At 61.4% G+C, this 25344-nt stretch carries 20 protein-coding genes; 6 read left to right on the forward strand and 14 right to left on the reverse strand.

Annotation, left to right across the window (positions count from 1 at the left end):
- The first annotated feature begins 19 nt into the window (after window positions 1–19).
- The 4 genes from ACTNBY_RS06865 to ACTNBY_RS06880 all read left to right on the forward strand — a co-directional run bounded on the left by ACTNBY_RS06865 (window position 20) and on the right by ACTNBY_RS06880 (window position 4317).
- A complete protein-coding gene (locus ACTNBY_RS06865) occupies window positions 20–757 on the forward strand; it encodes a DUF4428 domain-containing protein (protein ID WP_441063916.1) in 738 nt (245 codons plus the stop codon).
- 24 nt (window positions 758–781) lie between these two features.
- Complete coding sequence (locus ACTNBY_RS06870) at window positions 782–2104, forward strand: hypothetical protein (protein ID WP_441063918.1); 1323 nt, start codon at window positions 782–784, stop codon at window positions 2102–2104.
- Between the two features lie 48 nt (window positions 2105–2152).
- Window positions 2153–3394: an SPFH domain-containing protein gene (locus ACTNBY_RS06875; RefSeq protein WP_441063919.1), complete on the forward strand. Its 1242-nt coding sequence runs from the start codon at window positions 2153–2155 to the stop codon at window positions 3392–3394.
- Window positions 3395–3474: 80 nt separating this feature from the next.
- Complete coding sequence (locus ACTNBY_RS06880) at window positions 3475–4317, forward strand: hypothetical protein (RefSeq protein WP_441015338.1); 843 nt, start codon at window positions 3475–3477, stop codon at window positions 4315–4317.
- 192 nt (window positions 4318–4509) lie between these two features.
- Here the strand turns inward: ACTNBY_RS06880 and ACTNBY_RS06885 are convergent, their stop codons facing one another.
- The 4 genes from ACTNBY_RS06885 to ACTNBY_RS06900 form a co-directional block, all read right to left on the reverse strand.
- The gene (locus ACTNBY_RS06885; protein WP_418825693.1) at window positions 4510–5133 is read right to left on the reverse strand and encodes a response regulator transcription factor; all 624 of its coding nucleotides are present in this window, start codon (window positions 5131–5133) and stop codon (window positions 4510–4512) included.
- A complete protein-coding gene (locus ACTNBY_RS06890; RefSeq protein ID WP_441063920.1) occupies window positions 5130–6629 on the reverse strand; it encodes a sensor histidine kinase in 1500 nt (499 codons plus the stop codon). Before ACTNBY_RS06890 ends, ACTNBY_RS06885 begins: the two co-directional genes overlap by 4 nt.
- Entirely contained in the window at window positions 6626–8509 is a 1884-nt protein-coding gene (locus ACTNBY_RS06895) for a histidine kinase N-terminal 7TM domain-containing protein (RefSeq protein ID WP_441063921.1), read from the reverse strand. Before ACTNBY_RS06895 ends, ACTNBY_RS06890 begins: the two co-directional genes overlap by 4 nt.
- 142 nt (window positions 8510–8651) lie before the next feature.
- On the reverse strand, window positions 8652–10082 hold the full coding sequence (locus ACTNBY_RS06900) for a 6-phospho-beta-glucosidase (protein ID WP_441048958.1): 1431 nt from the start codon (window positions 10080–10082) through the stop codon (window positions 8652–8654).
- A 464-nt stretch (window positions 10083–10546) separates the two neighbouring features.
- Here ACTNBY_RS06900 and ACTNBY_RS06905 point away from each other — a divergent pair, with 464 nt between their 5' ends.
- Window positions 10547–11653 (forward strand): ATP-binding protein, encoded by a 1107-nt coding sequence (locus ACTNBY_RS06905; RefSeq protein WP_441048959.1) that lies wholly within the window; start codon window positions 10547–10549, stop codon window positions 11651–11653.
- Between the two features lie 195 nt (window positions 11654–11848).
- Here ACTNBY_RS06905 and ACTNBY_RS06910 read toward each other — a convergent pair whose 3' ends face one another.
- The 9 genes from ACTNBY_RS06910 to ACTNBY_RS06950 form a co-directional block, all read right to left on the reverse strand.
- On the reverse strand, window positions 11849–12493 hold the full coding sequence (locus tag ACTNBY_RS06910) for a DUF4867 family protein (RefSeq protein ID WP_441063922.1): 645 nt from the start codon (window positions 12491–12493) through the stop codon (window positions 11849–11851).
- A 143-nt stretch (window positions 12494–12636) separates the two neighbouring features.
- Complete coding sequence (locus ACTNBY_RS06915; RefSeq protein ID WP_427727273.1) at window positions 12637–13125, reverse strand: S-ribosylhomocysteine lyase; 489 nt, start codon at window positions 13123–13125, stop codon at window positions 12637–12639.
- A 150-nt stretch (window positions 13126–13275) separates the two neighbouring features.
- Window positions 13276–14766, reverse strand: a complete 1491-nt coding sequence (locus ACTNBY_RS06920) for an FGGY family carbohydrate kinase (protein ID WP_441063923.1) — start codon at window positions 14764–14766, stop codon at window positions 13276–13278.
- Window positions 14767–14936: 170 nt separating this feature from the next.
- On the reverse strand, window positions 14937–15875 hold the full coding sequence (locus tag ACTNBY_RS06925; RefSeq protein WP_427718099.1) for a transketolase family protein: 939 nt from the start codon (window positions 15873–15875) through the stop codon (window positions 14937–14939).
- Window positions 15868–16704 (reverse strand): transketolase, encoded by an 837-nt coding sequence (locus ACTNBY_RS06930; protein WP_427718096.1) that lies wholly within the window; start codon window positions 16702–16704, stop codon window positions 15868–15870. The genes ACTNBY_RS06925 and ACTNBY_RS06930 overlap by 8 nt, the downstream gene beginning before the upstream one ends.
- A gap of 2 nt (window positions 16705–16706) precedes the next feature.
- Window positions 16707–18107 (reverse strand): L-fucose/L-arabinose isomerase family protein, encoded by a 1401-nt coding sequence (locus ACTNBY_RS06935; protein ID WP_441063924.1) that lies wholly within the window; start codon window positions 18105–18107, stop codon window positions 16707–16709.
- Window positions 18108–18362: 255 nt separating this feature from the next.
- The gene (locus ACTNBY_RS06940; RefSeq protein WP_427793677.1) at window positions 18363–19373 is read right to left on the reverse strand and encodes a LacI family DNA-binding transcriptional regulator; all 1011 of its coding nucleotides are present in this window, start codon (window positions 19371–19373) and stop codon (window positions 18363–18365) included.
- A 219-nt stretch (window positions 19374–19592) separates the two neighbouring features.
- Complete coding sequence (locus ACTNBY_RS06945; protein WP_441015326.1) at window positions 19593–20567, reverse strand: nucleoside hydrolase; 975 nt, start codon at window positions 20565–20567, stop codon at window positions 19593–19595.
- 4 nt (window positions 20568–20571) lie between these two features.
- Window positions 20572–21567: a ribokinase gene (locus ACTNBY_RS06950; protein ID WP_441063925.1), complete on the reverse strand. Its 996-nt coding sequence runs from the start codon at window positions 21565–21567 to the stop codon at window positions 20572–20574.
- 186 nt (window positions 21568–21753) lie between these two features.
- Between ACTNBY_RS06950 and ACTNBY_RS06955 the strand changes: the two genes are divergently transcribed.
- On the forward strand, window positions 21754–23946 hold the full coding sequence (locus ACTNBY_RS06955; RefSeq protein ID WP_441063926.1) for an acyltransferase family protein: 2193 nt from the start codon (window positions 21754–21756) through the stop codon (window positions 23944–23946).
- Window positions 23947–24135: 189 nt separating this feature from the next.
- Here the strand turns inward: ACTNBY_RS06955 and ACTNBY_RS06960 are convergent, their stop codons facing one another.
- The gene (locus ACTNBY_RS06960) at window positions 24136–25332 is read right to left on the reverse strand and encodes an Nramp family divalent metal transporter (RefSeq protein WP_427747655.1); all 1197 of its coding nucleotides are present in this window, start codon (window positions 25330–25332) and stop codon (window positions 24136–24138) included.
- Window positions 25333–25344: the final 12 nt, after the last annotated feature.

The raw sequence follows: 25344 nt of genomic DNA on the forward strand, positions 1-25344 counted from the left end.
CTGTTGATGGGAGGCAGCCATGGGCTTCTTTGACAAGATGTTCGAGAAGAAAGAGTGCGCGATTTGCGGTACCGAACTGGGGATTTTGGGAAAGACCAAGATCAACGAAGGCTACCTGTGCAAAGAGTGCGCAGGCAAGCTGTCCCCCTTCTTTAGTGGTTGGCGCTCCAGCACCGCGGACGATATCCGCGAGCAACTCGCCTACCGCGAGGCCAACGCCGAGCGCCTGGCCTCGTTCAACCCAACGCGCACGCTCTCTGCCGGGCGCACCAACATCATGCTCGACGAAGACGCGGGTCTGCTGATCATCACTTCGCAGAGCCGCTGGCGCGACGCCAATCCCGACATCATCGAGTTCTCACAGGTACTCGGCTGCGATATGGATATCGACGAGCATCGCACCGAGATCTATCGCGAGACCAAGGACGGCGAGCGCGAGAGCTACAACCCGCCGCGCTACGACCTGGATTACGACTTTAACCTGACTATTCACGTCAACACGCCGTACTTTACCGAGATCAACCTGCGCGTGAACGACTCCACCATCGATCAGCGTGGCTCCATCGAATATCGCGAGGCCAAGCGCCAGGCAACCGAAGTCCGCGATGCGCTGGTACAGCTGCGTCAGGAGACACGCGACAGCGTCGTGGCCGCCAAGGCCCCCAAGACCGCGGTCACCTGCCCCTTCTGCGGTGCAACCACCATTCCCGATACCAGCGGGCGCTGCGAATACTGCGGCGGCGCCATCGGCGCATAGCCTCCGGCACGGAAAGGACCGATCATGGCCTTCGAGAGTGTCAACTATCAGTGCCCCGCGTGTGGCGGCCCCCTTCACTTTGCCAGTGCCGAACAAAAGCTTGTCTGCGACTACTGCGATTCGCGTTTTGAAGTCGAAGAAGTCGAGGCCCTCTATCGCGAGCGCCAGGACAAGGCAGATGCCAAAGCCGATGCCGCAGCCGCGGCCCCCAAACCTGCTGTCGACGATGCCGTGCAGGATCTGGCCCAAAACGCCGGCTACATCTGCTCGTCGTGCGGCGCCGAGCTGGTCTCGGACGGCACCGTCGCCGTTACCACCTGCCCATACTGCGGCAACTCCGCCGTGGCGCCCGGCCAGCTCTCGGGCGACTTCTCACCCGACCTGGTGATTCCGTTTAAGCTCGGGCGCGATGATGTCATGGCCGCGCTCAAGAAGCATTACAAGGGCAAAATCCTGCTGCCCAAGAGCTTTGTCACCGGCAACCACATCGACGAGGTCCAAGGCGTTTACGTGCCGTTTTGGCTCTACGGCGCCCGCGTGGATGGCGAAGTGTACTTCGATGCGACCAACGAGACCGTGACCGAGGAATCCGACCGCACCGTCACGACCACCAACCACTACGACGCCTACCGTAAGGGCAAAATCTCGTTTGAGCGCGTGCCCGTCGACGGATCGTCCAAGATGCCCGACGGCCATATGGATGCTATCGAGCCGTTTGACTACGACGCGCTGCGCCCGTTCTCGGTCGCGTATATGCCCGGCTACATCGCCAACCGCTACGATGAGGATTGCGAGACCTGCAAGGCGCGCGCCGAGCGTCGTATGGAAGAAAGTACGATTTCGGCCCTGCGCGAGACCGTCGTCGACGAATATGACGATGCCAAGGTCGAAAGCAAGCAGCTCGACTACACCTGGGAAGACAGCAACTACGCTCTGTTCCCCGTGTGGATGCTTTCCACCTCGTGGAACGGCAAGAGCTACCTGTTTGCCATGAACGGCCAAACCGGCCGCATGGTCGGCGAGCTGCCCTGCTCCAAGCCCAAGCTCGCCATCGCCTCGGTGCTGTTCTTTGTAATCGGGTTTGTCCTCTCCCAGATTCTCTTTATGGGCGAGAACGCCTTCGATCCGGACTACCTCACCTTTGATATCGAGGGCATCCTCATCAACATCGTCGCACCGCTGATTATCGTAATCATCGGAGACGTGCTGCTGGTAGGCCAGCTCAAGACGGCCAACGAGGCCACCCACGCCGATTGCTACTGCGGCGAGCTCGACTTGACCGAGAAGCACGACACCTTCAGCCACACCGAGACCACCGTTGTCATGAAGGACAACAAGGACGATTAGCCATTCTGACCAATACCACCCGGCCTTTGACGAGAAAGGAAGATCACCATGGGACTCTTGAAAGCTGGATTGGGAGCTGCCGGCGGCGTCATGGCCGACCAGTGGAAGGAATATATCTATTGCGAATCGATGCCCGCTGACGTCTTGGCCTGCAAGGGCAGCAAGCGCACCGGCGGCCGCAGCTCCAACACGCGCGGCGAGGACAACGTCATCTCCAACGGCTCCGTCATCGCCGTCAACGACGGCCAGGGCATGCTCGTGGTGCAAAACGGCAAGATCATCGAGGTCGCGCTGGAGCCCGGCGAGTTTGTCTTTGACACCGGCAGCGAGCCGAGCGTCTTTAGCGGCAACCTGGGCGACTCCATCAAGGAGACGTTCGCCAATATCGGCAGCCGTTTTGCCTTTGGCGGCGACGCGGGCAAGGACCAGCGTGTCTACTTCATCAACACCAAGGAGATCATCGGCAATAAGTACGGCACCGCCTCGCCTGTGCCCTTCCGCGTGGTCGATAACAACATTGGCCTGGATGTCGACATCTCCGTTCGCTGCAACGGCGAGTATTCGTACCGCATCACCAACCCGCTGCTGTTCTACACCAACGTGTGCGGCAACGTGACCGATAGCTACACGCGCGATAAGATCGACAGCCAGCTTAAGTCCGAGCTGCTCACCGCTCTGCAACCCGCCTTTGCCAAGATCTCGGAGATGGGCATCCGCTACAGCGCTATCCCCGGCCACACCACCGAGCTCGCCCGCGCGCTCAACGAGGTTCTCTCCGCCGACTGGCGCGACCTGCGCGGCGTCGAGATCGTGAGCTTTGGCGTCAACTCCATCGTTGCCTCGCAAGAAGACGAGCAAATGATCAAGGACCTGCAGAAGGCCGCAGTCATGCGCGATCCCACCATGGCAGCCGCCAACATCGCCAGCGCCCAGAGCGATGCGATGCGCGCGGCAGCCGCCAACCCCAACGGCGCGATGGCCGGCTTTATGGGCATGGGCATGGCGGGCGGCATGGGCGGCATGAACGCCAGCCAGCTGTTCGCCGCCGGCCAGGCACAGCAGCAGGCCGCCCCACAGCCGGCTCCGGCACCCGCCCCCGCACCGGCTCCTGCCGCTGCCCCCGCGGCCGGCACGTGGACCTGCAGCTGCGGTGCCACCAACACCGGCAAGTTCTGCCCCGAATGCGGCAGCCCCGCACCCGCCCCGGCACCGGCCAAGTGGTTCTGCCCCAACTGCGGCAGCGAAAACGGCGGCAAGTTCTGCAGCAACTGCGGAACGCCTAGGCCCTAACCCCTCTATCTGGTAATTGGCGGGGGGTCCGCCACCCCCGCATTTGCTTCTATGGGTTTCGTTCGATAAAGGAGGACACCATGAAGACAACGTTCAAAAAGTCCGTACTCGCATTTCTGACATGCGTCCTGGCGCTCGCCTTTGCCCTGACGGGCTGCAGCGGCGGCGGCAAGGACCCCAAGGCCAACTTCGTCGGCAGCTGGGAACTCTCGGGTGGAACCCTGGAGGGCGAAGAGCTCACCGATGAGTACATGGATATGCTCAAGGAGTGGGGCCTCAACTGTATCCTGATCCTCGACGAAGACGGCACGGGCGTCCTCGACATGTTCCTTGAGGTCGCCGACCTGAAATGGGAGGCCAAGGACGCCACCACTGCAACCATCACCGCCGACGGCGATTCGCAGGACATGAAACTCAAGGACGGCAAGCTCGTCCTCGAGGTGGAAGGCGACAAGCTTATCTTTACGAAGTCCGACAAGGATCTGTCCGGTACGGTAAAAAAGGATCGCGAGGCGGCCGAGAAGGAAGAGGAGATCGATGAGGCCGTCGAAGACGACGACGTCCAGAGCGTCGAAATCTCCCCCGCCGTCACCGTCGCCGATGACGATCTGTGCACCATCACCATCACCGAGAAGTTCAAGGACGAATGGGGCGACATCGGCTTTGTCGTCAACATCACCAACAAGAGCGACAAGGACCTGACCTTCTACGCTCCCTCCGGCAAGACCAACGTCAACGGCACCATGAAGGAACCCTGGTTCTCGGCTAACCTGATGCCCGGCACCAACGCCACCGAGGAATTCACGTTCTCGAGCGGCGAGCTTGACAGCCTTGACGACCTGGTCAACACGACCATCGGCATCGACGCCTACCTGACCGATTCCTACGAGGACGTCGCCTCCTACACCGCAACCATCGCGTAGCGGCACGTAACATCAGCCGCGGATTGGCGGACGCATCCGCGCACTTGCCAGGCGGGGCCGCAGGAGTTGATCCTGCGGCCCCGTCGTTTTTATGCCGACAGCACAGCCGCACAAGCAGGCCGACCGTCGTTTTCTGATGCAAAACGGCGGGCGGCCTATCTTTACGGCGCCGGAACACGGCGAGCGCGTCGATTACGGGCGCTCCATGTTGGGGACGATGCTGCCCTCCGTTACCGCGCGCACGGCAAGACGCATGATGTTGTCGTAGCCGGTCTTGCTCAGAATCTCCGAGATGCGACGCTTGATGGTACCCTCACTCATAAACAGCTCGGCCGCGATCTCGCGGCGGCTTTTGCCCTCGCAGGCAAGGCGCAAAATCGACAGCTCGACATCGTCGAGTGCCGCCGTGCCCGAAAAAATGCTTTCGGGCGGCTTGGGAAACGTGCAATAGCCCGCCAGCGTGGAGCGCATCACGGCGAACAGCTCGTCGATACCAACGTTCTTGTACACAAAGCTATCGACGCCCGCCTCGCGAGCCTGGTCGACAAAGGTGATCTCGGGCATACCTGTCATGATGATGACGCGGCACTCGGGCAGCTGCTCCTTGATGCGCGCCGCCGCCACGATGCCGTTTGAATCGTGTTCGGTGCACACGTCCATCAATATCATGTCCGGGCGCTCCTTGAGCGCGACACCCAAGGCCTCGGAGGCATCGGCGATCGCGGCGACGACGGTCATATCGGGCTGGTCGCCAACGGAGCGCGCCAGGCTTTCGCGCAGAATGGCCTGATCTTCGACAATTAACACGCGGATCATGAACTTCTCCTTTGGACCGTGGCGTTGGAGCTCAGCGGGATGGACACCGCAAGCGTAAAGGGCTGGGCGGCGTGGACTTCCAGGCCGCCGCCCAAATCTTGCGCGACATGCCTCATACCTGGGATACCCGTTCCCTCGCGATACGATACGGGGGCCGGGGACCCGTCGTTAGAAATCGTCATGCGCGCGACGGCGCCAGCATTCGTCCCCTCCTGCCACAGGCGCACGTGGACCCGATGCGCCTGCGCATGCCTGGTGGCATTGGTCGAGGCCTCGCGGATAATCTGCAAAAATGCGGCAGCGACACGCGCGTCCTCAGGCAGCGCACCCTCAACATCGATCTGCACACTCACCAAGCCAAAGGCGTGGACGATATCGCTCAGCTGCTCTGCAGGCTCGCTGGCACCGCCACTGCGCAAATCGGCGGCGATTGAGCGCAGCAACGGGTCAATCTGCTCGAGCGACTCATCATCCAGACGTCCCTCCTCCAAATAGCGATGAAGAATGGACAGGCGCTGGCCGATCACATCGTGAACGCGGGCACGCATACGTAGGTAGGCCGCATTGTCGGCAACCTTTTTGGCTTCTTCGATCTGGGCCTGGAGCTCTTGGCCAGCACGCTCAAGCAGGTGGTTGGCTTGCGCCAGACGGTCGTAGGCGTGTGCGTATTCCGTCACGTCCAGGCCGACGACGCGCTCGAACGGACGGCTCGAGACCGTAACGGCGTCACGCACGAACAGACGAATCTCGGAAGGAGAGATCTCGACCACGGCGCGATCCCTACCAAAGCGATCAAGGTCGATATGGGCGCGATTAGCGCTGCTTTCGGGCATTTGCATGCTAAGTTTGCGCAGGTCGTTCCATGTGCTGCTCATGTCGCCCAGGTCGGTGGGCATATGGAGCTCTACGAGGTTTTTGCGCATGCAGCGGTTCATGAGCAGCGGACGGCCCCTCGGGTCTAGATACAGGATGCCCACGGGAATCACGTTGATGGTCTCGATCGTCGAGAACAAGGTGATATCCTCTTGGCGGTTACGGACGTCCATCAAGAGCGCCGCGATGGAACGGAACAGGAAGAACGCTCCCTCTGCGATAAGGACAACGGTCCACGCCGAGCCCATGGCAAAAACCACCGGTGGTGTAACGGCGACAACAAGCAGCAGCTCGACCAGCATGACGGGACGACGATAGTGCACCATAAGTACCACGCCATAGGCAAAGATTGCGGCATTGAGCCACAACGCTCCGCCCATTGCCCTGGCGCAAACGTCAAGCGGCGCCACCAGATACGAGCCAGACGACGTGAACAAGATGAGCGCCGAAATCATCAGGTGAAGCACAAGACTCGCCTCGTAGGCGCAAATCACCTTACGGTTATAGGACGAGCGGCGCGATGCGATGAGCGGGACGTGGATCGTCTGCAGACACGCAGCCAGGGCAAAGACAACATCGAGCGCAACGATTTGGGGAAGTATGAGCGAAATCTGCATCGTCACTCACCCGCCCTCGGCATCAAGACGATCATGCGCAGCTGACCGGACTCGCCCTCAAGGCGGTATGCCACGTTGCGCCCTTGCAAAGCGCTTTCGAGCTCTTGCGCAGCGGGCGTCTGCGAAAGATCTTCATCATCGTTGGAAAAAAGTGTGGCGCGCAGCTCGACGCTGCATCGGTCATGGTCGCCCAAGTGATACATAAGTGCCGGATGATCGGTGGCGTAGGCAAAAAACGCAAAGTCATACACGCAGTCGTACAGCGCGCTTACCGTACTGGCGTGCATCGGGCGCCGTATGGCAATAATCGAGGCGCAATCGACATCGATCGTGCGCAGGTCGCTTGCGAGCTCGTTGGCAATGAGCTGAATGCGGTCGCGGTCAAAACCGCTCTCCCCGTGCTGTGCCAACGTGAGCGACCCCTTCCGTTTGCAATAGGCAACGAGCATCTTGGCGCGCTGCAGCATGCGGTAACGCTCGCGCGAAGATTCCTCGTCAGTCAACGGCGGCAGCGAGCTCAACAAGTCGTACATCTCTTCGAGCGCGCGGGCAAGCGCCTGGTCCACGTCTTGGACTAGCAAGGTCTCGGCCTCTTGATCTGCCAAATGTGTCTTAAGGTCGTAGTCGGCGGCAAGCAGCTCGTTTTGGCGTTGCAGCTCCATGCGACGATGTGCCAGTTCGCGATTGAGCTCGTTGAGCTCCGATACGTCTTGGGCAAGCAGGGCCGATCCCCCCAGCAGCGGAAAAGCACGATACATCACATCGGGATCGGACGCCACGGTAAAGGCATGGGCGCGGCCGTGCTCCTGGGTCCGCAGCTCCTCGCGCACGCCTACCGGCATTGGCTTTGACACCGGCGTGGCATAGACCTCCTGCAGGTCGCGCGTTAGAACTTTGAGGTCAAGCGGCAAGGTGTCGAAGATGCCGGCGATATCGTGGTACGACGGAATGACACCGCAATCGAGACAGATTTCCATCGCCACCACGCACAGGACGCAATAGACGAGCGAAAAGTTGAGCCTCCATGCCCAGGGCACGCGCAGAGCATATGAGATGCCAAAGAATGCGCCGCCCAGCAGCACGAGCGCCGCCGTGCCCGAGAAACGTTGGATGCGAAAGGACGAGGACCGACCAACCAGGATAAAAAAGGCCACGAAGTTAGAGGCCGTCCACACGAGGAAGGCGAAATAACCCCGGCCGTACGTGTAATCGTTGCTCCAGGTGTCGCTTGTACGGTCAAAGCGGAAGACCTGCTGGTGAAAATCGTTGGTGAGTACAAATCCGATAAGCAGGATGGCCACAATCCACAGCGCAGCACGGTAGCGGCGACCCAGGCGGCGTTGCTCCAGGCCCGCAAGGCGCAGGCCGCAGAGCTGGTAGAGCAGCGGAATGAGCGTCATGGGCACGTAGTACAGGTACCACAGCAAGGTGGCATAGAACGGCGTGTACGACTTGTACTTGAGAATGACCTCGATCATCCACAGGGCACAGATGGTGGCGATGGCAACAAGGCGGCGGCGCAACACATAGTCCAAACAACGCAGATAGACCAACACGCCCCAAATCGAAAATACAATTGCGGCGACAAGCAGCGGGAGAGGGCTCGAATGGGTGAGCCCATCCACGACCTCTTCGGACACCTCGCTATAGGCGGGCACGGCGTTAGAAAGTTTGGGGTCGAAGGCGAACAGCACCGGCAAGATCGCCAAAAGCATGAGGAACAGCGCGGTGATGGCGCCGGCGATAGCAAAGACGCGGTGACGGTACACCTGATGCGTTATGCCAACAAGGAATCGCGGCATGGCGAAGAGCCTGCCGCCCCTGGGATCCGCAACCGGAGCGGTCCGGGCGGCCGCGTGGCCGATATGTCGCTCGCGGGTACTCATAGTCCCTTTAGTGTACCGACAGGCGGGCCCAAAAAGCGGGCCGCATGTCCCAAAATCCGCAGACGGCAAGGCGCCCGGCGAGCAATAACTACTCGCCGGGCGCCTTGGTTAGAAGGCTATGAAGTTGAGTGTCTCAGCTTCCTTAGGACAGGTCCTCACCATTAGAAGCAATAACCTTCTTGTACCAGTCGAAGCTCTTCTTTTTGGAACGCTTGAGGGTACCGTTGCCGGCGTCGTCGCGGTCCACATAGATAAAGCCGTAGCGCTTGGACATCTCACCCGTGCCGGCAGACACCAGGTCGATCGGGCCCCAGGTGGTGTAGCCCAGCAGGTCAACGCCGTCCTCGGTCACCGCATCGCGCATCGCGGCGATATGCTGGCGCAGGTAGTCGATACGGTAGTCGTCGTTGATGGAGCCATCCTCCTCGACAACATCCTTGGCGCCCAGACCGTTCTCGACCACAAACAGCGGCTTCTGATAACGGTCGTACAGGTCGTTGAGGGTGATGCGGAAGCCCAGAGGATCGATGGCCCAGCCCCACTGGCTCTCCTGCAGGTAGGGGTTCTTGGCGCCGGCGAAGGCGTTACCCTGGGTGCGCTCGACATCGGGGTTATCGGCACCGGCAGAGCAGCGGGTGCTGTAATAGCTAAAGCTGATGAAGTCGACGGTGTTAGCGGCCAGGATCTCGCGGTCCTCGTCCGTCATGCCCACATCGATGCCTAGACGCTCGAGCTTCTTGACGGCATATGCCGGGTAGTAGCCGCGGCTCTGGACGTCGACGAAGAAGTAGTTGTCCTGGTTATCGAGCTGCGCCTGGCGCACGTCGCCCGGACGGCAGCTGTAGGGGTAGTAGCTACCCGCGGCGAGCATGCAGCCGATCTTGATCTCGGGGTCGATCTCGTGGGCGATCTTGGTTGCCCAAGCGCTGGCGACGAGCTCGTTGTGGGCGGCCAGGTACTCGACGGCCTCCTTGTTCTCGCCCTCCTCAAAGACCAGACCAGCACCCATAAACGGCAGGTGCAAGATCATATTGATCTCGTTGAAGGTGAGCCAGTACTTCACCAGCCCCTTGTAGCGGGTAAAGATCGTGGTCGCGAGGTTCTTGTAGAAGTCGATGAGCTTGCGGTTTCGCCAGCCGCCGTACTCCTTGATGAGGTGAATCGGGCAATCGAAGTGCGTGATGGTCACGAGCGGCTCGATGCCGTGCGCCTGACACTCGCGGAATACTTCCTCGTAGAAGGCCAGGCCAGCCTCGTTGGGCTCGGTCTCGTCGCCGTTGGGGAAGATGCGGGTCCAAGCCAGGCTCATACGGAAGGTCTTAAAGCCCATCTCGGCAAAGAGAGCGATGTCCTCTTTGTAGTGGTGATAGAAATCGATGCCGGTCTGCGCGGGATAGTAATAGCCGTCCTCGAAGTCGAGCATTTTACGCTGGCCGGAGACCACCGCATAGCGCTCGGGGCCGTGCGGAGCCACGTCCACGTTGGCCAGGCCGCGGCCGTCCACGTCGTAGGCACCCTCGCACTGGTTGGCAGCCGTTGCGCCGCCCCACAGGAAGTCATTACGGAAAGCCATGTATCAATCCTTTCGCACGCTGTTGTCATAGGCTCAGTATCCCTGCAAACAACGCGTCGCTCAACGGCGGTGGCACAGGCCGATACTTCTTTTCGCGTGCAGGCGCCCGGCAGCCACCCCGCCTGACACTTTTTGATACCCGCCTGCCCAATTCACCACCAAGGGGACAGGCGCCTTTGTGGCGGTTTGGGGCGATTTGTCTCGATCTGTAACAGGTAGGCCGCCAAAACCGGGCCAGGTGTTACAGATTGAGATTGTTCGGCCAGTCCCTTGCAGTTTGTCTAAATCTGTAACAGGTAGAGACGATTTAGCCCGCTAGATGTTACAGATCGAGACAGAAGATTCTAGTCGCAGGCGATGTCGAGGTTTTTGCCGATGAGACCTACTTAGCCGCCTTCGCTCAGCAACTCATTTGACTGAATAGGAAAAAAAGGAAAAAATAGGAAAAAAAGGAAAGGAGACTTATGACTGAAACCATCTTCTCCCCCTCATTTGGAAATCGCCCGTCCTATCTGGTGGGACGCGGGAGCGTGATTTCGACATTCATCTCCGGCCTTGAGCAGGAGCCGGGCAATCGAGACCGAGCCATGCTCATGCTCGGCCAGCGAGGCAGCGGCAAAACGGTTCTGTTGTGGGAACTTGCCGATCGCGCCCGCAAGCTCGGCTTTGTTGTCGCCACGCCCACCGTAGCCTCCGAGGATATGCTCGAGCGCATTGTTGAGAAAATCCAGGAAGCGGGCGAGCCTTACGCCAACAAGCATCGTCTCCCCAAACTTACAGGTGGCAGTTTGAGCGTCTTCGGTTTCTCAGCCGGCCTCGAGTTTACGCGCGACGTACAGGAAACTAAGAGTTTCCAGTTCAAACTCACGCAGTTGGCACGCAAGTTAACCGAGCAGGGACACGGCATCCTCATCCTCATCGACGAGCTCCAGGCAAATTCACCCGAGATCAGACAGCTCGTCACCGCCTATCAAGAGCTGGTCGGCGAGGGACTCAACGTCGCGCTCGTCATGGCGGGCCTCCCGGGAGCAGTCTCCGCGACACTCAACGACCGCGTACTGACATTTCTCAACCGCGCACGCAAAGTCACGCTCGAACCGCTTTCAGTCGGAGATGTCGATGCCTATTATCAGCGGGCTTTCGAAGAGCTCGACCTTGATATTCCAGGCGATCTTCGCCTCCGTGCCGCTCGTGCAACCCAAGGATCGCCCTATATGCTGCAGCTCATCGGCTACAACATCGCCAATCGCTGCCAGGCAGGAGAATACGTAACGCCAGAGCAAGTCGACGGAGCTATCGAAGCGTCAAAGGCCGATTTCGAAAACGATGTTTGTGAAACGACGCTCGCCGCGCTATCGGACCAAGACGTCGCGTTTCTCGACGCAATGACTGATGACAAAGACGGCGTGTCGCGCATCTCCAATGTGGCCGAGCGCATGTCAGTCACACCCGACTATGCCCAAAAGTATCGCCGACGCCTCATCGACGTCGGCGTTATCGAACAGGCGCGCCGCGGTTACGTGCGTTTCGCTGTTCCATATATGGCTGACTATCTGCGCAGCCAGCTCTAGACAGCCACCACAATGGGGACAGGCACCTTTGTGGTGGGTTGGGCCCGCTTGTCTCGATCTGTAACAGTTAGGCCGTCAAAACCGGGCTTGGCGTTACAGATTGAGATTGTTCGGGCGGCCCCCGTGGTTCGTCTTGATCTGTAACAGATAGAGACGATTTAGCGCGCCAACTGTTACAGATTGAGACGGAAGACCCTAGTCCACGGTGATGTCGAGGTTCTTGCCGACGAGACCTACGTAGCCGCCCTCGGCAGCCTTGGGACTATCTGCGTGGCAGAGAACCCACTTGTCGGCCTTCCAGTAGCAGTAGCTATCACCGGCCGCGGGCATGTCGGCCGCAGCCTCGGGGCGCGGACCGTTGGTGCCGGCGGGCAGCGCAACCATCACCTGGAAGCCACCGTCGTCGACCATGCACGGCGTGTAGTGCAACGTGGTGGCGTAGACCTCGACGAGCGTGCCGGCGGGCGCGCGGAACGCCTTGACCTGCGCGGTGTCGAGCTTGCCGTCGACAATCTGCTCACGCTTGGCGAGCAGCAGAATAAAGTCGCGAGCACCCAGGTTGAACTCGCTCGCGCGGTGATACTCCAAGCAGTTGAGCTTCGTGTTGTGGCCGTTGCACCAGCCCAGCTGGAACGGACGGCCGCCATACATGAGCAGGCCGAGCGCATCGGCGCCCTCGACCTGCTCCAGCTCAGGCGCGGAGGCCACGTACTTGCTGCCCTCGGGGATGGGCGTTGCGGAGAACGCCTCGACGAGCGGGGCGGTCAGGCTGGACGGGACGTCGTCCCACACGCGGCCATAGGACTTGAACTCGGGATCGTTGACAGAATAGATATGCATGTTCGCTCCTGTTCGTAAATGTGACTATACGAACATTCTAGAACAAACATGAGCGATTTTGAACGCTCGTCCAGACCACTCAACAAAAAGGCGCCCCCGCATAAGCGAAGGCGCCCAATGTGCGCGTTTTGGGCGATAAGCCCTTACGCCTGCTGATAGTGCAGGTGCTTCTCGTCGATATCGGCCAGGTCGCGGTCGAGGTAGCGGCGCGCGAGCCAGTTTGCCATGGGAAGGTTCTGGTCCAGGTAGTTGCCGCACTCCTCGGGAGCGGCTCCGGGGACATCGCCCTCAAAGTCGGCGACAAACTCAAACAACTCACGCACGAGCGGCAGGATCTCCTCGCTCGTCACCTCACCAAAAACGACCAGGTAAAAGCCCGTGCGGCAGCCCATGGGGCCAAAGTAGACAATGCGGCTCGACCACTCGGCATGGTTGCGAAGGAATGTCGCGCCTAGGTGCTCGATGGTGTGGCACTCTGCCGTGTTCATGACCGGCTCCTTGTTGGGCGTGGTCAGGCGCAGGTCAAAGGTGGTAACGACAGCGGCGGTCGCCGGATCGCGGTCGATGCGGCTCACGTACACGCCGGGCTCAAGCTGCAAATGGTCAACGGAAAAGCTCGCGATGCGCTCCATGGCAGATCCTCTCGATAGTCAATTTGGGACGGGGCTCTTTTAGCTGGTTCGAATGGTCGCACCAATCATACCAGTCAAAAAAGCCCCGTCCCAAATGAGCTGCCCGGGACGGGGATCAATGAATTTTTAATCCCGTCCTAAAAAATCATTCTAGGCAGTGTATGCAATTGTTGATTTGACAGCGTGGCGCCAGCCGGCGATCTTTTTGGCGCGTTCGTCAGCGGGCATCGACGGCTCCACGATGCCGCGGGCGCCGTAGACATCGACGACATCGCGCGTGTACATGCCCAGCGCGATGCCGCAGGCCCAGGCCGCACCCAGGCCGCTCATCTCGTCGTTGCTCGCGATGCGGATGGGCGAGCCAACCAAGTCGCTCTCAAACTGCATCAGGTACGCGTCGCGCGTGGGACCGCCGTCAACACGAAGCTCGGCCAACGTTGCACCCGAATCCTCAACCATCGCATCGATCACGTCAAAGATCTGATAGGCGATCGACTCGTCGGCGGCCTTCACGAACTCCGCGCGACCCGTGGTGCGCGTCATGCCAAAGACGCAGCCCTCGGCGTCACTCGCCCAGTGCGGCGCGCCCAAACCGGTAAACGCCGGCACAAAGTAGACGCGGCTCGCCGGATTGGCGGCGTAGCACAGGTCGGTAACTTCCTCGGGGTTATTGATGAGTTCCAGATCGTCGCGCAGCCACGTCTTGACGGCGCCGGCGTAGCTCACGTTGCCCTCGAGCACGTACTCGGTCACGCCGTCCATACGCCATGCGAGCGAGCTCGAAAGCCCGTGCGAGCTGGCAACGAACTCGTCGCCGACGTTCATCATGACCGAGCTGCCGGTGCCATAGGTCGCTTTGGCCATGCCGCGGCTGTGGCAGCCCTGCGCGAACAAGGCGGCATGGCTGTCGCCGAGCACGCCGTGAATGGGCACGGGTGCCGGCAAAAAGCCGCCCAGGTCCGTCATGCCGAACAGGCCATCGGAATCGGTCACCTGCGGCAGGCAGGCCACATCGACGCCAAAGGCCTCGCACACCGGCTCGCTCCAGCAGCCACGGCGCAGGTCAAAGAGCTGCGTGCGGCTGGCGTTGGACCAGTCGCAGCGAAACTCCGCGCCGCCCGTGAGCGTCCAGACCACCCAGGCATCGATGGTGCCCAGGCACAGCTCGCCTGCCGCCGCAGCCTCGGCAGCAGCGGGAACGTTCGCGAGGATCCAGGCCATCTTGCCCGCCGGGTAGTAGGGCGAGAGCACCAGACCCGTCGTGTCGCGCACCAGCTCGGCCACACCCTCGCGCGCGTCCAGCTTGTCGCACAGCTCGCGGGCGCGGGCGCACTGCCACACTACGGCGTCGCACAGCGGCTCGCCCGTCGCGCGGTTCCAGGCAACAGTGGTCTCGCGCTGGTTGGAGATGCCGATGCCGGCGATGTCGGCAGGGTCGACCCCGGTCTCCTCCACCACGGCACGCGCCACGGCCAACACGTTGGCGGCAATCTCGGCCGGATCATGGCTCACCCAACCGGCCTCGTTGACAATCTGGCGATGCGAGCGATCGGCACGATGAATCAAATGGCCGCCCTCGTCCACCAGCAGTGCCTTGGTGCCCTGCGTGGATTGATCGATTCCGATGATGTATTTGCTCATGCACTCTCCCATTCCTTCCGCCAAATCAAAGACGACTGGCGGACAAGGAGCGAGCGGCCGTCAAGTGCCGCAGATTGCCGTGAAAGAGGAGCGCCGCGTACTTTGCGTACGCAAGCGACGGTTTGAACGGCAAGGTGCGGTGCTTGGCGGCCGCGCAGCGTCTGTTTCTACTAGTTGCCGAGGAACTCGGCGACGGTCTGCGCGATTCCGGCACCCGTCAGGCCGTAGTGTGCGAAGACCTCGGGGCTCGTGCCGGTGATGACCGGTGCGTCGGGCAGGGAGAGGCACTTGACCGGACGCGGGCAATGCTCGCCCACCACCTGCGCGACCATAGAGCCCAGGCCGCCGAAGGGGCTGTGCTCCTCGACCGTCACGACGGCGCGCGTGGCACCGGCAGCCTCAATCACTGCCTCGGCGTCAAGCGGCTTGACGCAATACATGTCGAGCACCGTTGCCGAGATGCCCTGCTCGGCCAGCAGGTCGGCAGCGTCCACGGCATGGCGGACCATCTCGCCGGTGGCGACGAGCGTCACATCGGTGCCGCGACGCACCCAGGTGGCGCGATCCATCTGGAACGGGCACTCGTCCTCGGTGTACACGTCCTCGACCGGGTTGCGGCCCACGCGAATGTAGGCCGGCTTGTTGTCGGCGACCAGGGCCCGCACGAGCTCGGCGGTCTGGAAGCGGTCGCTCGGCAGATACACGCGCATGTTGGGAATCGCACTCATGGCGGCGATATCCTGCGCGGAGTGATGGCTCATGCCCAAGGCGCCGTAGGACACGCCGCCCGAGATGCCGATGAGCTTGACGTTGGTGTTGGAGTACGAGACGTCGACCTTGCACTGCTCATACGAGCGCGTGGTCACAAAGGACGCCGGCGAGGCGGCCCAGGCCTTCTTTCCGCACGAAGCCATGCCGGCGGCGATGCTCACCAGGTCCTGCTCGGCAATGCCGACCTCGACGGACTGTTGGGGATACTGATCAAAGAACGGCGTGAGCGATGCGGAGCCGCGGGAGTCGGAGCATAGGACGACGATGTCCTTATCGGTCTTCGCGGCCTCGAGCAGCGTGTCGCAGATAACCTTGCGATTGGCGATCTTGTTAGCCATTGACGGCCTCCTTATGGGCAGCGAAATCGGCGATGATCTGGGCATATTCCTCATCGTTGGGCAGGTGATGGTGCCAGGCGGCCTTGTCCTCCATGACGGGCGAGCCATAGCCCTTCACCGTGTTGAGGATGATGACCGTGGGCTTGCCGCAGGTCTCGGCCGCAAGCGTCAGCGCGGCGTCGATGGCCCGGACGTCGTTGCCCGGAATGGAGAGCACGTTCCAACCGAAGGCGGCCCAGCGCTCCTCCTGCGAGTCCTGCTTCATAACATCCTCGGTGCTGCCGCTGATCTGCAGGCGGTTGCGGTCCACGAGTGCGCACAGGTTATCGAGCTGGTAGTTGCCGCCGCTCATGGCGCCCTCCCAGACCGATCCCTCGGCAAGTTCCCCGTCGCCCATGATGGTGTAGACGCGGTAGTCGCGGCCGTCCATCTTACCGGCGAGCGCCATGCCCACGGCCACGGGCAGACCGTGACCCAGCGAGCCCGAGTTCATCTCGATGCCCTTGAGCTTGTTGTTGGGGTGGCCGATGTAGGGGCTGCCGAACTTGGAGAAGCGGGCCTTGACGTCATCGAGGTCAAGATAGCCCTCGTGGCAGAGCACCGCGTAGTAGGCTTCCATGGCGTGGCCCTTGGAGAGCACGAAGCGGTCGCGGTTGGGATCGTCGACGGTCTCGGGTGAAATGTTGAGGTGGTTGGCGTAGAGGGTCATGAGGGCGTCGATCACCGACATGTCGCCGCCGATGTGGCCGCCGGCGCCAGCCATGATGATATCGACGCAATCGCGGCGAAGGTCCCAACGCAGGGACTCAAGCTCTTCGATAGTTGCCATTTCTACTCTCCTCGCAGGTAGGCTTTAACGTCTTCTTCGATGGGGTCGTACAGGTCGGGTTGGATGCCGATATACTTGCACGCCTCGTAGAGCACCGGCACCACGTTGGCGTGAATAGCGACGCAGTGGTGGATGTAGGGACCCTCGACGATCTTGGCCTCGAGGCGCTTGAGGTTGTCGACCTCGACCCACAGATAGGTGCCCATGCCGGCCGGGCCGTCGATGCCGCGGGCGTTACCCAGCAGCAGCGAGTACTCGCCGTTGTCGCCGTCAAAGCGGGCAAGGGTGAGGTCGCCGTGCTTGGCCTCGGCCGTCAGCGCGCCGGGGTGATCGAAAGCCAGCGGATAGGTGAGCTTGGGCTTGACGGCCGCGCAGCTGCAGGGCCAGGGGCCGCAGTGCTGCAGCAGCTCGCCGTTCTCGTTATCGGGATGGCGCACGGTCCAGTCGGCGAACATGCCGCGGTGACGGCCCAGGTCGGCGGCCTCGACCATCAGCGCGGTGATGGCGCCGTGGATATCGGTCTCGCATACGATAGGAATGCCCATCTCGTTGAGGATGGCGTTGGCGGCGCAGGGCATAATGCCCAGCTCGTCCTGGAGGGCGTTCCAGCACTGAATGGCGCCGGCGTTGCAACCGTACTTCTCGACCAGGCGCTTCATGGCGATGGCAAGACCGGCGACCGCGGGAACCTTATCCTCGGGGATGCAGATCTCAAAGCTGTCGTTGATGTGGGCAAGCATGGCAGCCATGGCCTGCTCGTCGGCCTGGGCGTCGCGCACGGCCTGGACAAGCTCGGTCATGGGAATGGGCGAAAGCTGGATGTTGAACTTCTCGAGCAGCTCGCCCTCGTTGCACATGGTCGACCAGAAGTCGAACGGACGGGTGGCCATCTGCAGGATGCGGGTGTGCTTGAAGGTCTTGACCACGTTGCACACGGCCAAGAAGTCCCAAACACCGCGCTCGAACTCGGGATCGGTCAGGCGGCAGTTGGTCATGTAGGTGAAGGGAACCTGGAAGCGGCGCAATACTTTGCCGGTGGCGAACAGGCCGCACTGGCTATCGCGCAGGCGGGTGCCGTCGGGCTCGGGGCGCTCGTCGCGCGGGCCCCACAGCAGCACGGGTAGGCCGAGCTCGCGGGCAAGGCGAGCGCAAACGTACTCGGTGCCAAAGTTGGCGTGGCACAGCATAATGCCATCGACGCCCTCGGCGCGGAACTTCTTGACGATAGGCTCAATGTGGCTGTCGTCGAACAGCAGGCCCTCGTCATTGATGTCGTCGATATCCACGATGTCGACGCCGATCTCGCGCAGGCGATCAGCCGTCAGGCCGCGATACTTGATTGCGTCCGGCGCGCTAAAGATACTGCGGCGCGTGGGCACAAAACCGAGCTTGATCTTGTCCATGTACGTCCTCCCCTAATCACATGTTCAGTAAACAGACGCATGTTTCGTTTTGTTCTGTTTACTAAATTTTTACTCCAGTGTTTAGAAGTTTAACGCGAAATACCCGTGGGCGGTAGAGAAATCAGCCTAAACGGTATGTAAACAAACTGAACATACAAGGGCAACAAAAAGAGGGCCCCGAAGGACCCCTTTTGGATGACGTTATTTTTCTGCCTTAGCGAGCTTTGCCGCCCTGCGGCCCGGCGTTGCCTTTGTCTAGATCTCACGCACGCTCTGACGCTCGACAAAATAGGTCGATACGGCTGTCTTGCAGGTATAGCTCTTGGGATTGCGGATGTTGCCCACCAGGCGGCGCACCGCGATCTCGCCCACCTCGTGCTTGGGAACGTGCACCGTGGTGAGCGGCGGGTTGGAGAAGGCGCCCAGAGATAGGTCGTCAAAGCCGATGATCGAGACATCCTCGGGCACGCGAATACCGTGCTCGTTGAGCGCGCGCATGGCACCCACGGCGAGCACGTCGTTTTCGGCAAAGAAAGCCGTCGGCAGGTCGTCGCGCGAGACGCTGTCGAGCCATGCGCCCATGTCGCGATAGGCGCCCTCGAGCGTGGTGCCCAGCGTAACGCGCCATGTCGGGTTGGCCTCAAGGTCTGCGTCCTCAAGCGCTTGGCGATAGCCGCGCTCGCGATCCTTAAAGTTGCGGATGCGAAGGTCGCCTGCCAGATAGCCGATCTGCCTGTGACCTTTCTCGATGAGGTGATCCACGGCGCGCAGCACCGAGTCGGTGTTGGCAATGACCACGGCATCGAAGTACTGACGATCGCTCCAGCCATCGAGCACGATCAGGTGGGCGGCAGCGTTGGCAAACAGGGCGTAGTCTTCCTCGCCCAGCTCGGTACCCATCAGCACGATAGCGGCGGACGGATCGGCGATCAGGCCCTCGACCTGCGGACGCACGGCGTCCAAGTCGCTAAAGTCGAGCGAGACAAAGCTCGTGCTCATGCCGTGACGACGCGCCTGGCGCTCCACGCCCTCGATGACCGCGGGATGGAAGGTGCTCTCGTCCAGAATGGCGCCCGTCTTGCGCGCGAGCACAAACTGAATGCTCTCGAGCTGCGTCGACTGCTGATAGCCAAGCGATTGCGCGCACTCCAGGATGACCTTGGCGGTCTCTTCACTCACGCTGCGCTTGCGGTTGAGCGCGTTGGACACGGTCGCAGGCGAAAAACCGGTGATGCGGCTGATCTCGCGAACACTTGCTTTGGCCATTGTTCCCCCTAGCAACGGCCGTGGCGGAGCATCACAACTTGATGACTCGACAACTAAACGACCGCAAATTCAATCTAAACAGAGTAGTAAATGTTTATGAGCTAGTTTAGCCTGTTGTCAAGCGAAGTGGCACGACTATTCCCCCAACGGGCACATTTACTCGGTAGCTAAAAAAGCCCCGTCCCAAATTGACTACATGGGGCGGGGCACGGAAATCATCTAGCCAAGAACACGGGCCATGCGCGTCTTGAACTCGGACAGGAAGCGCGGGGCATCCACGGTCAGCGCCACAAGCGCGCTCTTGTCCGGATCGGACAGGCGATGCTCGTCGCAAATGGTGCGGCCGCGATACTCGCCCAGCAGATCAACACGCAGATTGCAGCCGAGCGCACCCACGAGCGTGGGGTCGATCGCCACGGCGACGGCCAGCGGATCGTGCAGCGCACAACCACCCAGGTAGGGTGCGTTCATCTCGTACGAGCCAATGTAGTGCTCGACCATGCTCGCAAACGCACAGCCCGCCATGGTGCCCGAGCCCGTCCATCCGGCAATGTCGCGACGCGTGAGCACCACGCGATGCGTCACGTCCAGACCCACCATGGTGAGCTTGCGGCCCGAGCGCAGCACGGCATCGGCCGCCTCGGGATCGCTTGCCATGTTGGCCTCGGCGCCCGCGCTCACGTTGCCGGGCACGGTCAGGGCGCCGCCCATCACCACCACGCGGCCGATAGACATCACCGCCGTCGCATCGCGCTCCAGGGCAAGCGCCAGATTGGAGAGCGGGCCGGTCGCTACGTAGACCAGATCGGGACCATAAGTGCGCGCGGCATCGATTAGATAATCGACTGCAGCGTTGCCATCGACCGACGTCGCCCCCACCGGCTCATAGGGCGACGCGGGCACGCTCGCGCCGCCGATGCCGTTCTTGCCGTGGATGAGTACGGTGGACGCCGGCGGCGTATAGGGCTCAGTCGCCTGCAGAGGACGGTCGGCACCCAGGTACACCGGCACCTCGGGACGGCCCAACAAGTCGAGCACCGCCAGGCAGTTGCGCGCCGACTGGTCGACGCGCACGTTGCCAAAACACGTGGTAATGCCCACGAGCTCAACCTCGGGGCTCGCGATGGCATAGGCAAGCGCCATCGCATCGTCCACACCCATATCCAGATCAAGGATCAGCTTCTTGGTTGCCATTGTTCTACTCCGCTTCTCCGTCTTGTACTAAACCGTCTAAATCAAACACGCGCTCAACTTCGGTGCGCGTGGGAATCGACTGCTGCGCGCCCAGGCGCGACACCGTCACCGCCGAGGCGCGAGCACCCGCGGCCATGCACTCAAAGAGCGGCAGGCCCTCCAGACGAGCCGCGGCAAGCGCACCGATAAACGTATCGCCCGCGGCCGTCGTATCGACCACCGCGCTCGAAAGCGCCGGCATGCGCAGCAACTCGCCGTCGTCGCCGAGCGTAACCGAGCCGGCGCCGCCCAGCGTGATGACCGCAGCTCCGGCACCTTTGGCGAGCAGGGCATTGAGCGCCGCGACGCAGCTCGCATCGTCTGCAGGCAAGATGCCCGTCAGTACCTGGCACTCAGTCTCGTTGGGACAGACCAGGTCGACTGCAGGCCAGACCTCCGCAGGCAACTCGCAGGCTGGCGCTGGATTAAAGACCGTATAAAACCCCAGCTCGTGAGCGCAAGCAAGCGCCTCGGCCGTCGCTGCAAGGTCACATTCGCCCTGGGCGATAAAGACGCTTCCGGCAGCCGGGGCAATCTCGCTGGCGTTGCCATCGAGCTCATCGGTCACCAGACGCCTCAGCGCGCGGGCAACGTCCTCGCCCGCAAGTGCATGGTTGGCGCCCGGCGATAGCACGATGCGGTTATCGCCCTCACAGCGAATGATGGTCGCCGTTCCCGTCTCCACGTCGTCGCGGCGCGCCACAAAGTCACAGTCCACGCCAGCATCTTGGAGCCCCGCCACAAGCGACGAGCCAAACGCGTCGCGGCCGACCGCGCCGATCATGTGCGTGCACGCGCCCATGCGCGCAGCTGCTACGGCCTGGTTGGCGCCTTTGCCGCCGGCGTTGGTGATAAACCCGCTGCCGCCGACGGTCTCGCCCGCACGCGGCATGCGCTCGCACGCCACCGAAAGGTCCATGTTCATGCTGCCGAACACCGCAACGATGCCGCAATCTGCCATGGAAACCTCCTCGTCCGCGGGCTCTGCACCCGCTGTCGGCCGTCAATCGTGCGCTCTCGCACCTCTATAACTTTAGTTCACTTTGATGTGGACGCGCGCTTGAGCTTACGCCAGCAGCAAGCATTCACAGGAGTAGGCGGCTACAATGAAAGCGTGCTGATTATTCTCGTCATTGGATGATGTTTTATGGAACAATTCCCGCGATCGAGCTCGCGCAGCTCACGCCATGCGAGCGATCAACAAGCGCCGCACGAACGTTCGCGCACTAACCGCCAAACCACCGAGCCGCGCCGCGCTGCAGGCTCCCGTCGCTCGCCCGCCAACAAGGGCGCCCGCACCGACAGCGCCGCAAAAGAACAGGCGCCTACGCGTCCCAAATCTCGCTACATCCCCGCCCTCGACGGCCTTCGCACGCTCGCCGTTGTCGCGGTGGTGCTCTATCACCTCAACCTCACGTGGGCTCAGGGCGGCCTGCTCGGCGTCACGATCTTCTTTGTGCTCTCGGGATACTTGATCACGCGCCTGCTCCTCAACGAAATCGCAAAGACCGGTCGTATCGATCTCAAGAGCTTCTGGATCCGCCGCATCCGTCGCCTGTTCCCCGCCGTGGTAACCGTCGTGGTGGTGACCTGCGCACTGTGCACTGTCTTTAACCATGTGATGCTCACCAAGATGCGCCCCGACATCCTGCCGTCGCTGCTGTTCTTTAATAACTGGTGGCAGATCATGCAGGACGTTTCGTACTTTAACGCCCTGGGCGACCCCTCGCCGCTCACGCACTTTTGGTCGCTTGCCATCGAGGAACAGTTCTATCTTATTTGGCCGCCGCTGCTGCTCGCCATGGTATCCATGCATGTGAGCAAGCCCAACACGCGCCGCGTGGTCCTGGGCCTCGCCGCCGTCTCCGCCGTCGCCATGATGGTGCTCTACAACCCCGCCACCGACCCCAGCCGCGTGTACTACGGCACCGACACCCGCGTGTTCTCGTTGCTGCTGGGCGCCTGGATGGCCTTTATCCCCGACCGCGACCTGGCGCCTGCGCGCCTTGTCCGCCATCTGGGGCTCGACCGACTGGCCGGCGCCGCCAAGCACGACAAGTCAAAGAGCGACACCGCCGAGGCCGCCACGACAAAGCCAAGTGAGCTCGCACGCTTTTGGTCCTCCCCCGCATCCATCGATTTGATGGGCGTCGTTGGCCTGGTCGGACTCGCCGCCATGGTCGCGCTCACCAACGGCTATACCGCGTTTCAGTATCGCGGAGGCACGCTGCTGTGCTCCATCCTCACACTGATGGTTATCGCGGCATGCGTGCAGCCCCAGGGCATGGTCGCACGGGCCTTGGCCGCCGAGCCGCTCGTATGGATCGGCAAGCGCTCCTACAGCATCTACCTGTGGCATTATCCGCTGCTGCTGCTTATGAACCCGGTCGCCAACATCAACGATACGCCCTGGTGGCACTACATTTTGCAGGTGTTGTTGGTGGTCGCCGTGGCCGAGTGCTCCTATCGCTTTATCGAAACGCCGTTTAGGAAGGGCGCTTTTGGGCGCACCGTTTCCGAGCTCCGCGACGGCACCACCACGCCCGCCGGCTGGATGCGCGCACATGTCCCCACCTGCGCCGTTTGCGCCGTCGTGCTTGTTGTGGCGCTGGGCGGCCTGGTCTTTGTGCCCGACACATCCGCGCTGAGCGGCGAGGGCGCCGAAATCCTAAACAAGGAGGCCAAAAATGCAAAGCCTCAAGATCAACAGGCGGCCGACGACTCCGACAAAGACGACGACGGCTTCCCCGACGGAGCCTACGACCTGCTAATGATTGGCGACTCCGTGTCCCTGCGCGCCGTCGATGCCTTTGACGGCGTGTTCCCGCACAGCCACATCGATGCCGAAAAGGGCCGCCAGTTTGATGCGGGCCGCGCGACATTTGAGGGCTATATCCAGCAGAACCTTGCCGGCAAGATCGTGGTCTTTGCCCTGGGCACCAACGGTTTGGTAACGGACGCCCAGGTCGACGCGATCATGGCCGACGCCGGTGATCAGCGTATTGTCGTGTTTGTAAACACGCGCAGCCCGCAGCCGTGGGTCGGGTCCACGAACCAAGCCATTGCCAACGCCGCCAAGCGCTATAAAAACGTGCGTGTTATCGACTGGTACGGATACAGCACAAATCGCAACGACCTGTTCGATGGCGATGGCACGCATCTTTCGACCGCCGGTGTGACCGAGTACCTTAAGCTCATCCACGATGCCGCCAAGAAGGACCTACCCGTGCACCCCGAGGACCACGTTAACGATCCGCAGCCGGCGGCTGTCAAATCCGCTGCCGAGGCACTCGTCAACGCCCTCGCCTACAAACCGCACAAGCTAGGCACCGACAAGTAACGCACCGCCAAATCTGCTTACAATCCGGCACTTGGGACCACTTCCGCGACTTACAAAGCCGCCTCTGGGCTGTTAATTCACCCCAGAGGCGGCTTTATAGCTGCACATCGGTATATAACTAGCACCCTATAGCAGACAAAAACAGGCCGCAGCCCATGGCGGCGGCCTGTTTAGAGTCCAAGAGAGGCGCTACGCGCTGTAACCCATCGCTTGCAGAACAAACATGACGACCGTCAGCACCGTAATAACGCCGATAGTCGCCCAAGTGAGCACATTCCACACACGGCCGTTGCGGTTGGCGCCCATAATGTGTCGATCGGCGGCAATAACCACCTGGAACACCAGAACCACGGGCAGCAACACGCCGTTGATGACCTGCGAGGTCATCATAATCTGGAACAGGTCGACGCCGGGCATGAGCACCAGCACGGCAGAAATGCCAATGATTGCCGTAATGATGCCGCGATAGACCGGGGCCTCGTCCCAGCTGCGATCGGCACCGCGTTCCCAGCCAAACGCCTCGCAGATAGCGCTGGACGTAACGCCCGGCAGCACACAGGCGGCCAAGAAGCTCGCCGCGACCAGGCCCGAGGCAAACAGCACCGTGGACCACTGGCCCGCAATGGGCTCCAGCGCGCGGGCAGCGTCTGCAGCATCGCTAATCTGAATGCCCGCGGGGAACAATACCGTACCGGTCGTGATGATAATAAAACCGGCAATGACATCGGCGGCAATCGAGCCGCTCACGGTATCGATGCGCTGCAACACGATATCGTCCTCGCCCGCATTCTTATCGACCACGTTGTTCTGTGCCAGGAAAATCATCCAGGGCGCGATGGTGGTACCGATCGTCGCGACCACAAGCGACACGTAGCTGGGGTCATTTTGAATGTTGGGTACAACCAGATCGACCGCCACCTCGCCCCAACTGGGACCAGCCATAATTGCAGCGACAATGTAGGTCACAAACACGCAGCTCACCAGCAACAGAATCTTCTCGATGCGCTGGAAGCTACCCGACATGGTAAGCATCCAAACCATCAGCGCCACAAGCGGCACCGAGATGCTCGCCGGCACGCCAAAGAGGGCAAGGCCGCTCGCGATACCCGCAAACTCCGAAATGGTCACGGCTGTGTTGGCAATCAGCAGCGCCGCCATGGCCAGCACGCTCTTGCGCACGCCAAAGCGCTCGCGAATGAGCGAGGCCAGGCCCTTGCCCGTCACGCAGCCGCAACGTGCCGCGGTCTCCTGCGTCACGATGAGCAGCACGGTCATGACGGGAAGCATCCAGAGCATCTTGTAGCCATAGCTGGCACCGGCGCTGGAATACGTGGCGATGCCGCCGGCGTCATTGCCCGAAAGCGCCGCCAGAAGGCCAGGACCCATGGCACCAAAGAT

Source organism: Collinsella sp. HCP28S3_E12 (genome assembly GCF_052065595.1).
GTDB lineage: Bacteria > Actinomycetota > Coriobacteriia > Coriobacteriales > Coriobacteriaceae > Collinsella.

Coding starts and splice junctions, on each gene's coding strand:
- ACTNBY_RS06870 (WP_441063918.1), top strand. CDS start 782: ATGGCCTTCGAGAGTGTCAACTATCAGTGCCCCGCGTGTGGCGGCCCC.
- ACTNBY_RS06935 (WP_441063924.1), bottom strand. CDS start 18,107: ATGGACAAGATCAAGCTCGGTTTTGTGCCCACGCGCCGCAGTATCTTT.
- ACTNBY_RS06940 (WP_427793677.1), bottom strand. CDS start 19,373: ATGGCCAAAGCAAGTGTTCGCGAGATCAGCCGCATCACCGGTTTTTCG.
- ACTNBY_RS06900 (WP_441048958.1), bottom strand. CDS start 10,082: ATGGCTTTCCGTAATGACTTCCTGTGGGGCGGCGCAACGGCTGCCAAC.
- ACTNBY_RS06925 (WP_427718099.1), bottom strand. CDS start 15,875: ATGGCTAACAAGATCGCCAATCGCAAGGTTATCTGCGACACGCTGCTC.
- ACTNBY_RS06865 (WP_441063916.1), top strand. CDS start 20: ATGGGCTTCTTTGACAAGATGTTCGAGAAGAAAGAGTGCGCGATTTGC.
- ACTNBY_RS06875 (WP_441063919.1), top strand. CDS start 2,153: ATGGGACTCTTGAAAGCTGGATTGGGAGCTGCCGGCGGCGTCATGGCC.
- ACTNBY_RS06905 (WP_441048959.1), top strand. CDS start 10,547: ATGACTGAAACCATCTTCTCCCCCTCATTTGGAAATCGCCCGTCCTAT.
- ACTNBY_RS06955 (WP_441063926.1), top strand. CDS start 21,754: ATGGAACAATTCCCGCGATCGAGCTCGCGCAGCTCACGCCATGCGAGC.
- ACTNBY_RS06880 (WP_441015338.1), top strand. CDS start 3,475: ATGAAGACAACGTTCAAAAAGTCCGTACTCGCATTTCTGACATGCGTC.
- ACTNBY_RS06920 (WP_441063923.1), bottom strand. CDS start 14,766: ATGAGCAAATACATCATCGGAATCGATCAATCCACGCAGGGCACCAAG.
- ACTNBY_RS06945 (WP_441015326.1), bottom strand. CDS start 20,567: ATGGCAACCAAGAAGCTGATCCTTGATCTGGATATGGGTGTGGACGAT.
- ACTNBY_RS06930 (WP_427718096.1), bottom strand. CDS start 16,704: ATGGCAACTATCGAAGAGCTTGAGTCCCTGCGTTGGGACCTTCGCCGC.
- ACTNBY_RS06910 (WP_441063922.1), bottom strand. CDS start 12,493: ATGCATATCTATTCTGTCAACGATCCCGAGTTCAAGTCCTATGGCCGC.
- ACTNBY_RS06950 (WP_441063925.1), bottom strand. CDS start 21,567: ATGGCAGATTGCGGCATCGTTGCGGTGTTCGGCAGCATGAACATGGAC.
- ACTNBY_RS06885 (WP_418825693.1), bottom strand. CDS start 5,133: ATGATCCGCGTGTTAATTGTCGAAGATCAGGCCATTCTGCGCGAAAGC.
- ACTNBY_RS06960 (WP_427747655.1), bottom strand. CDS start 25,332: ATGGGTCCTGGCCTTCTGGCGGCGCTTTCGGGCAATGACGCCGGCGGC.
- ACTNBY_RS06915 (WP_427727273.1), bottom strand. CDS start 13,125: ATGGAGCGCATCGCGAGCTTTTCCGTTGACCATTTGCAGCTTGAGCCC.
- ACTNBY_RS06895 (WP_441063921.1), bottom strand. CDS start 8,509: ATGAGTACCCGCGAGCGACATATCGGCCACGCGGCCGCCCGGACCGCT.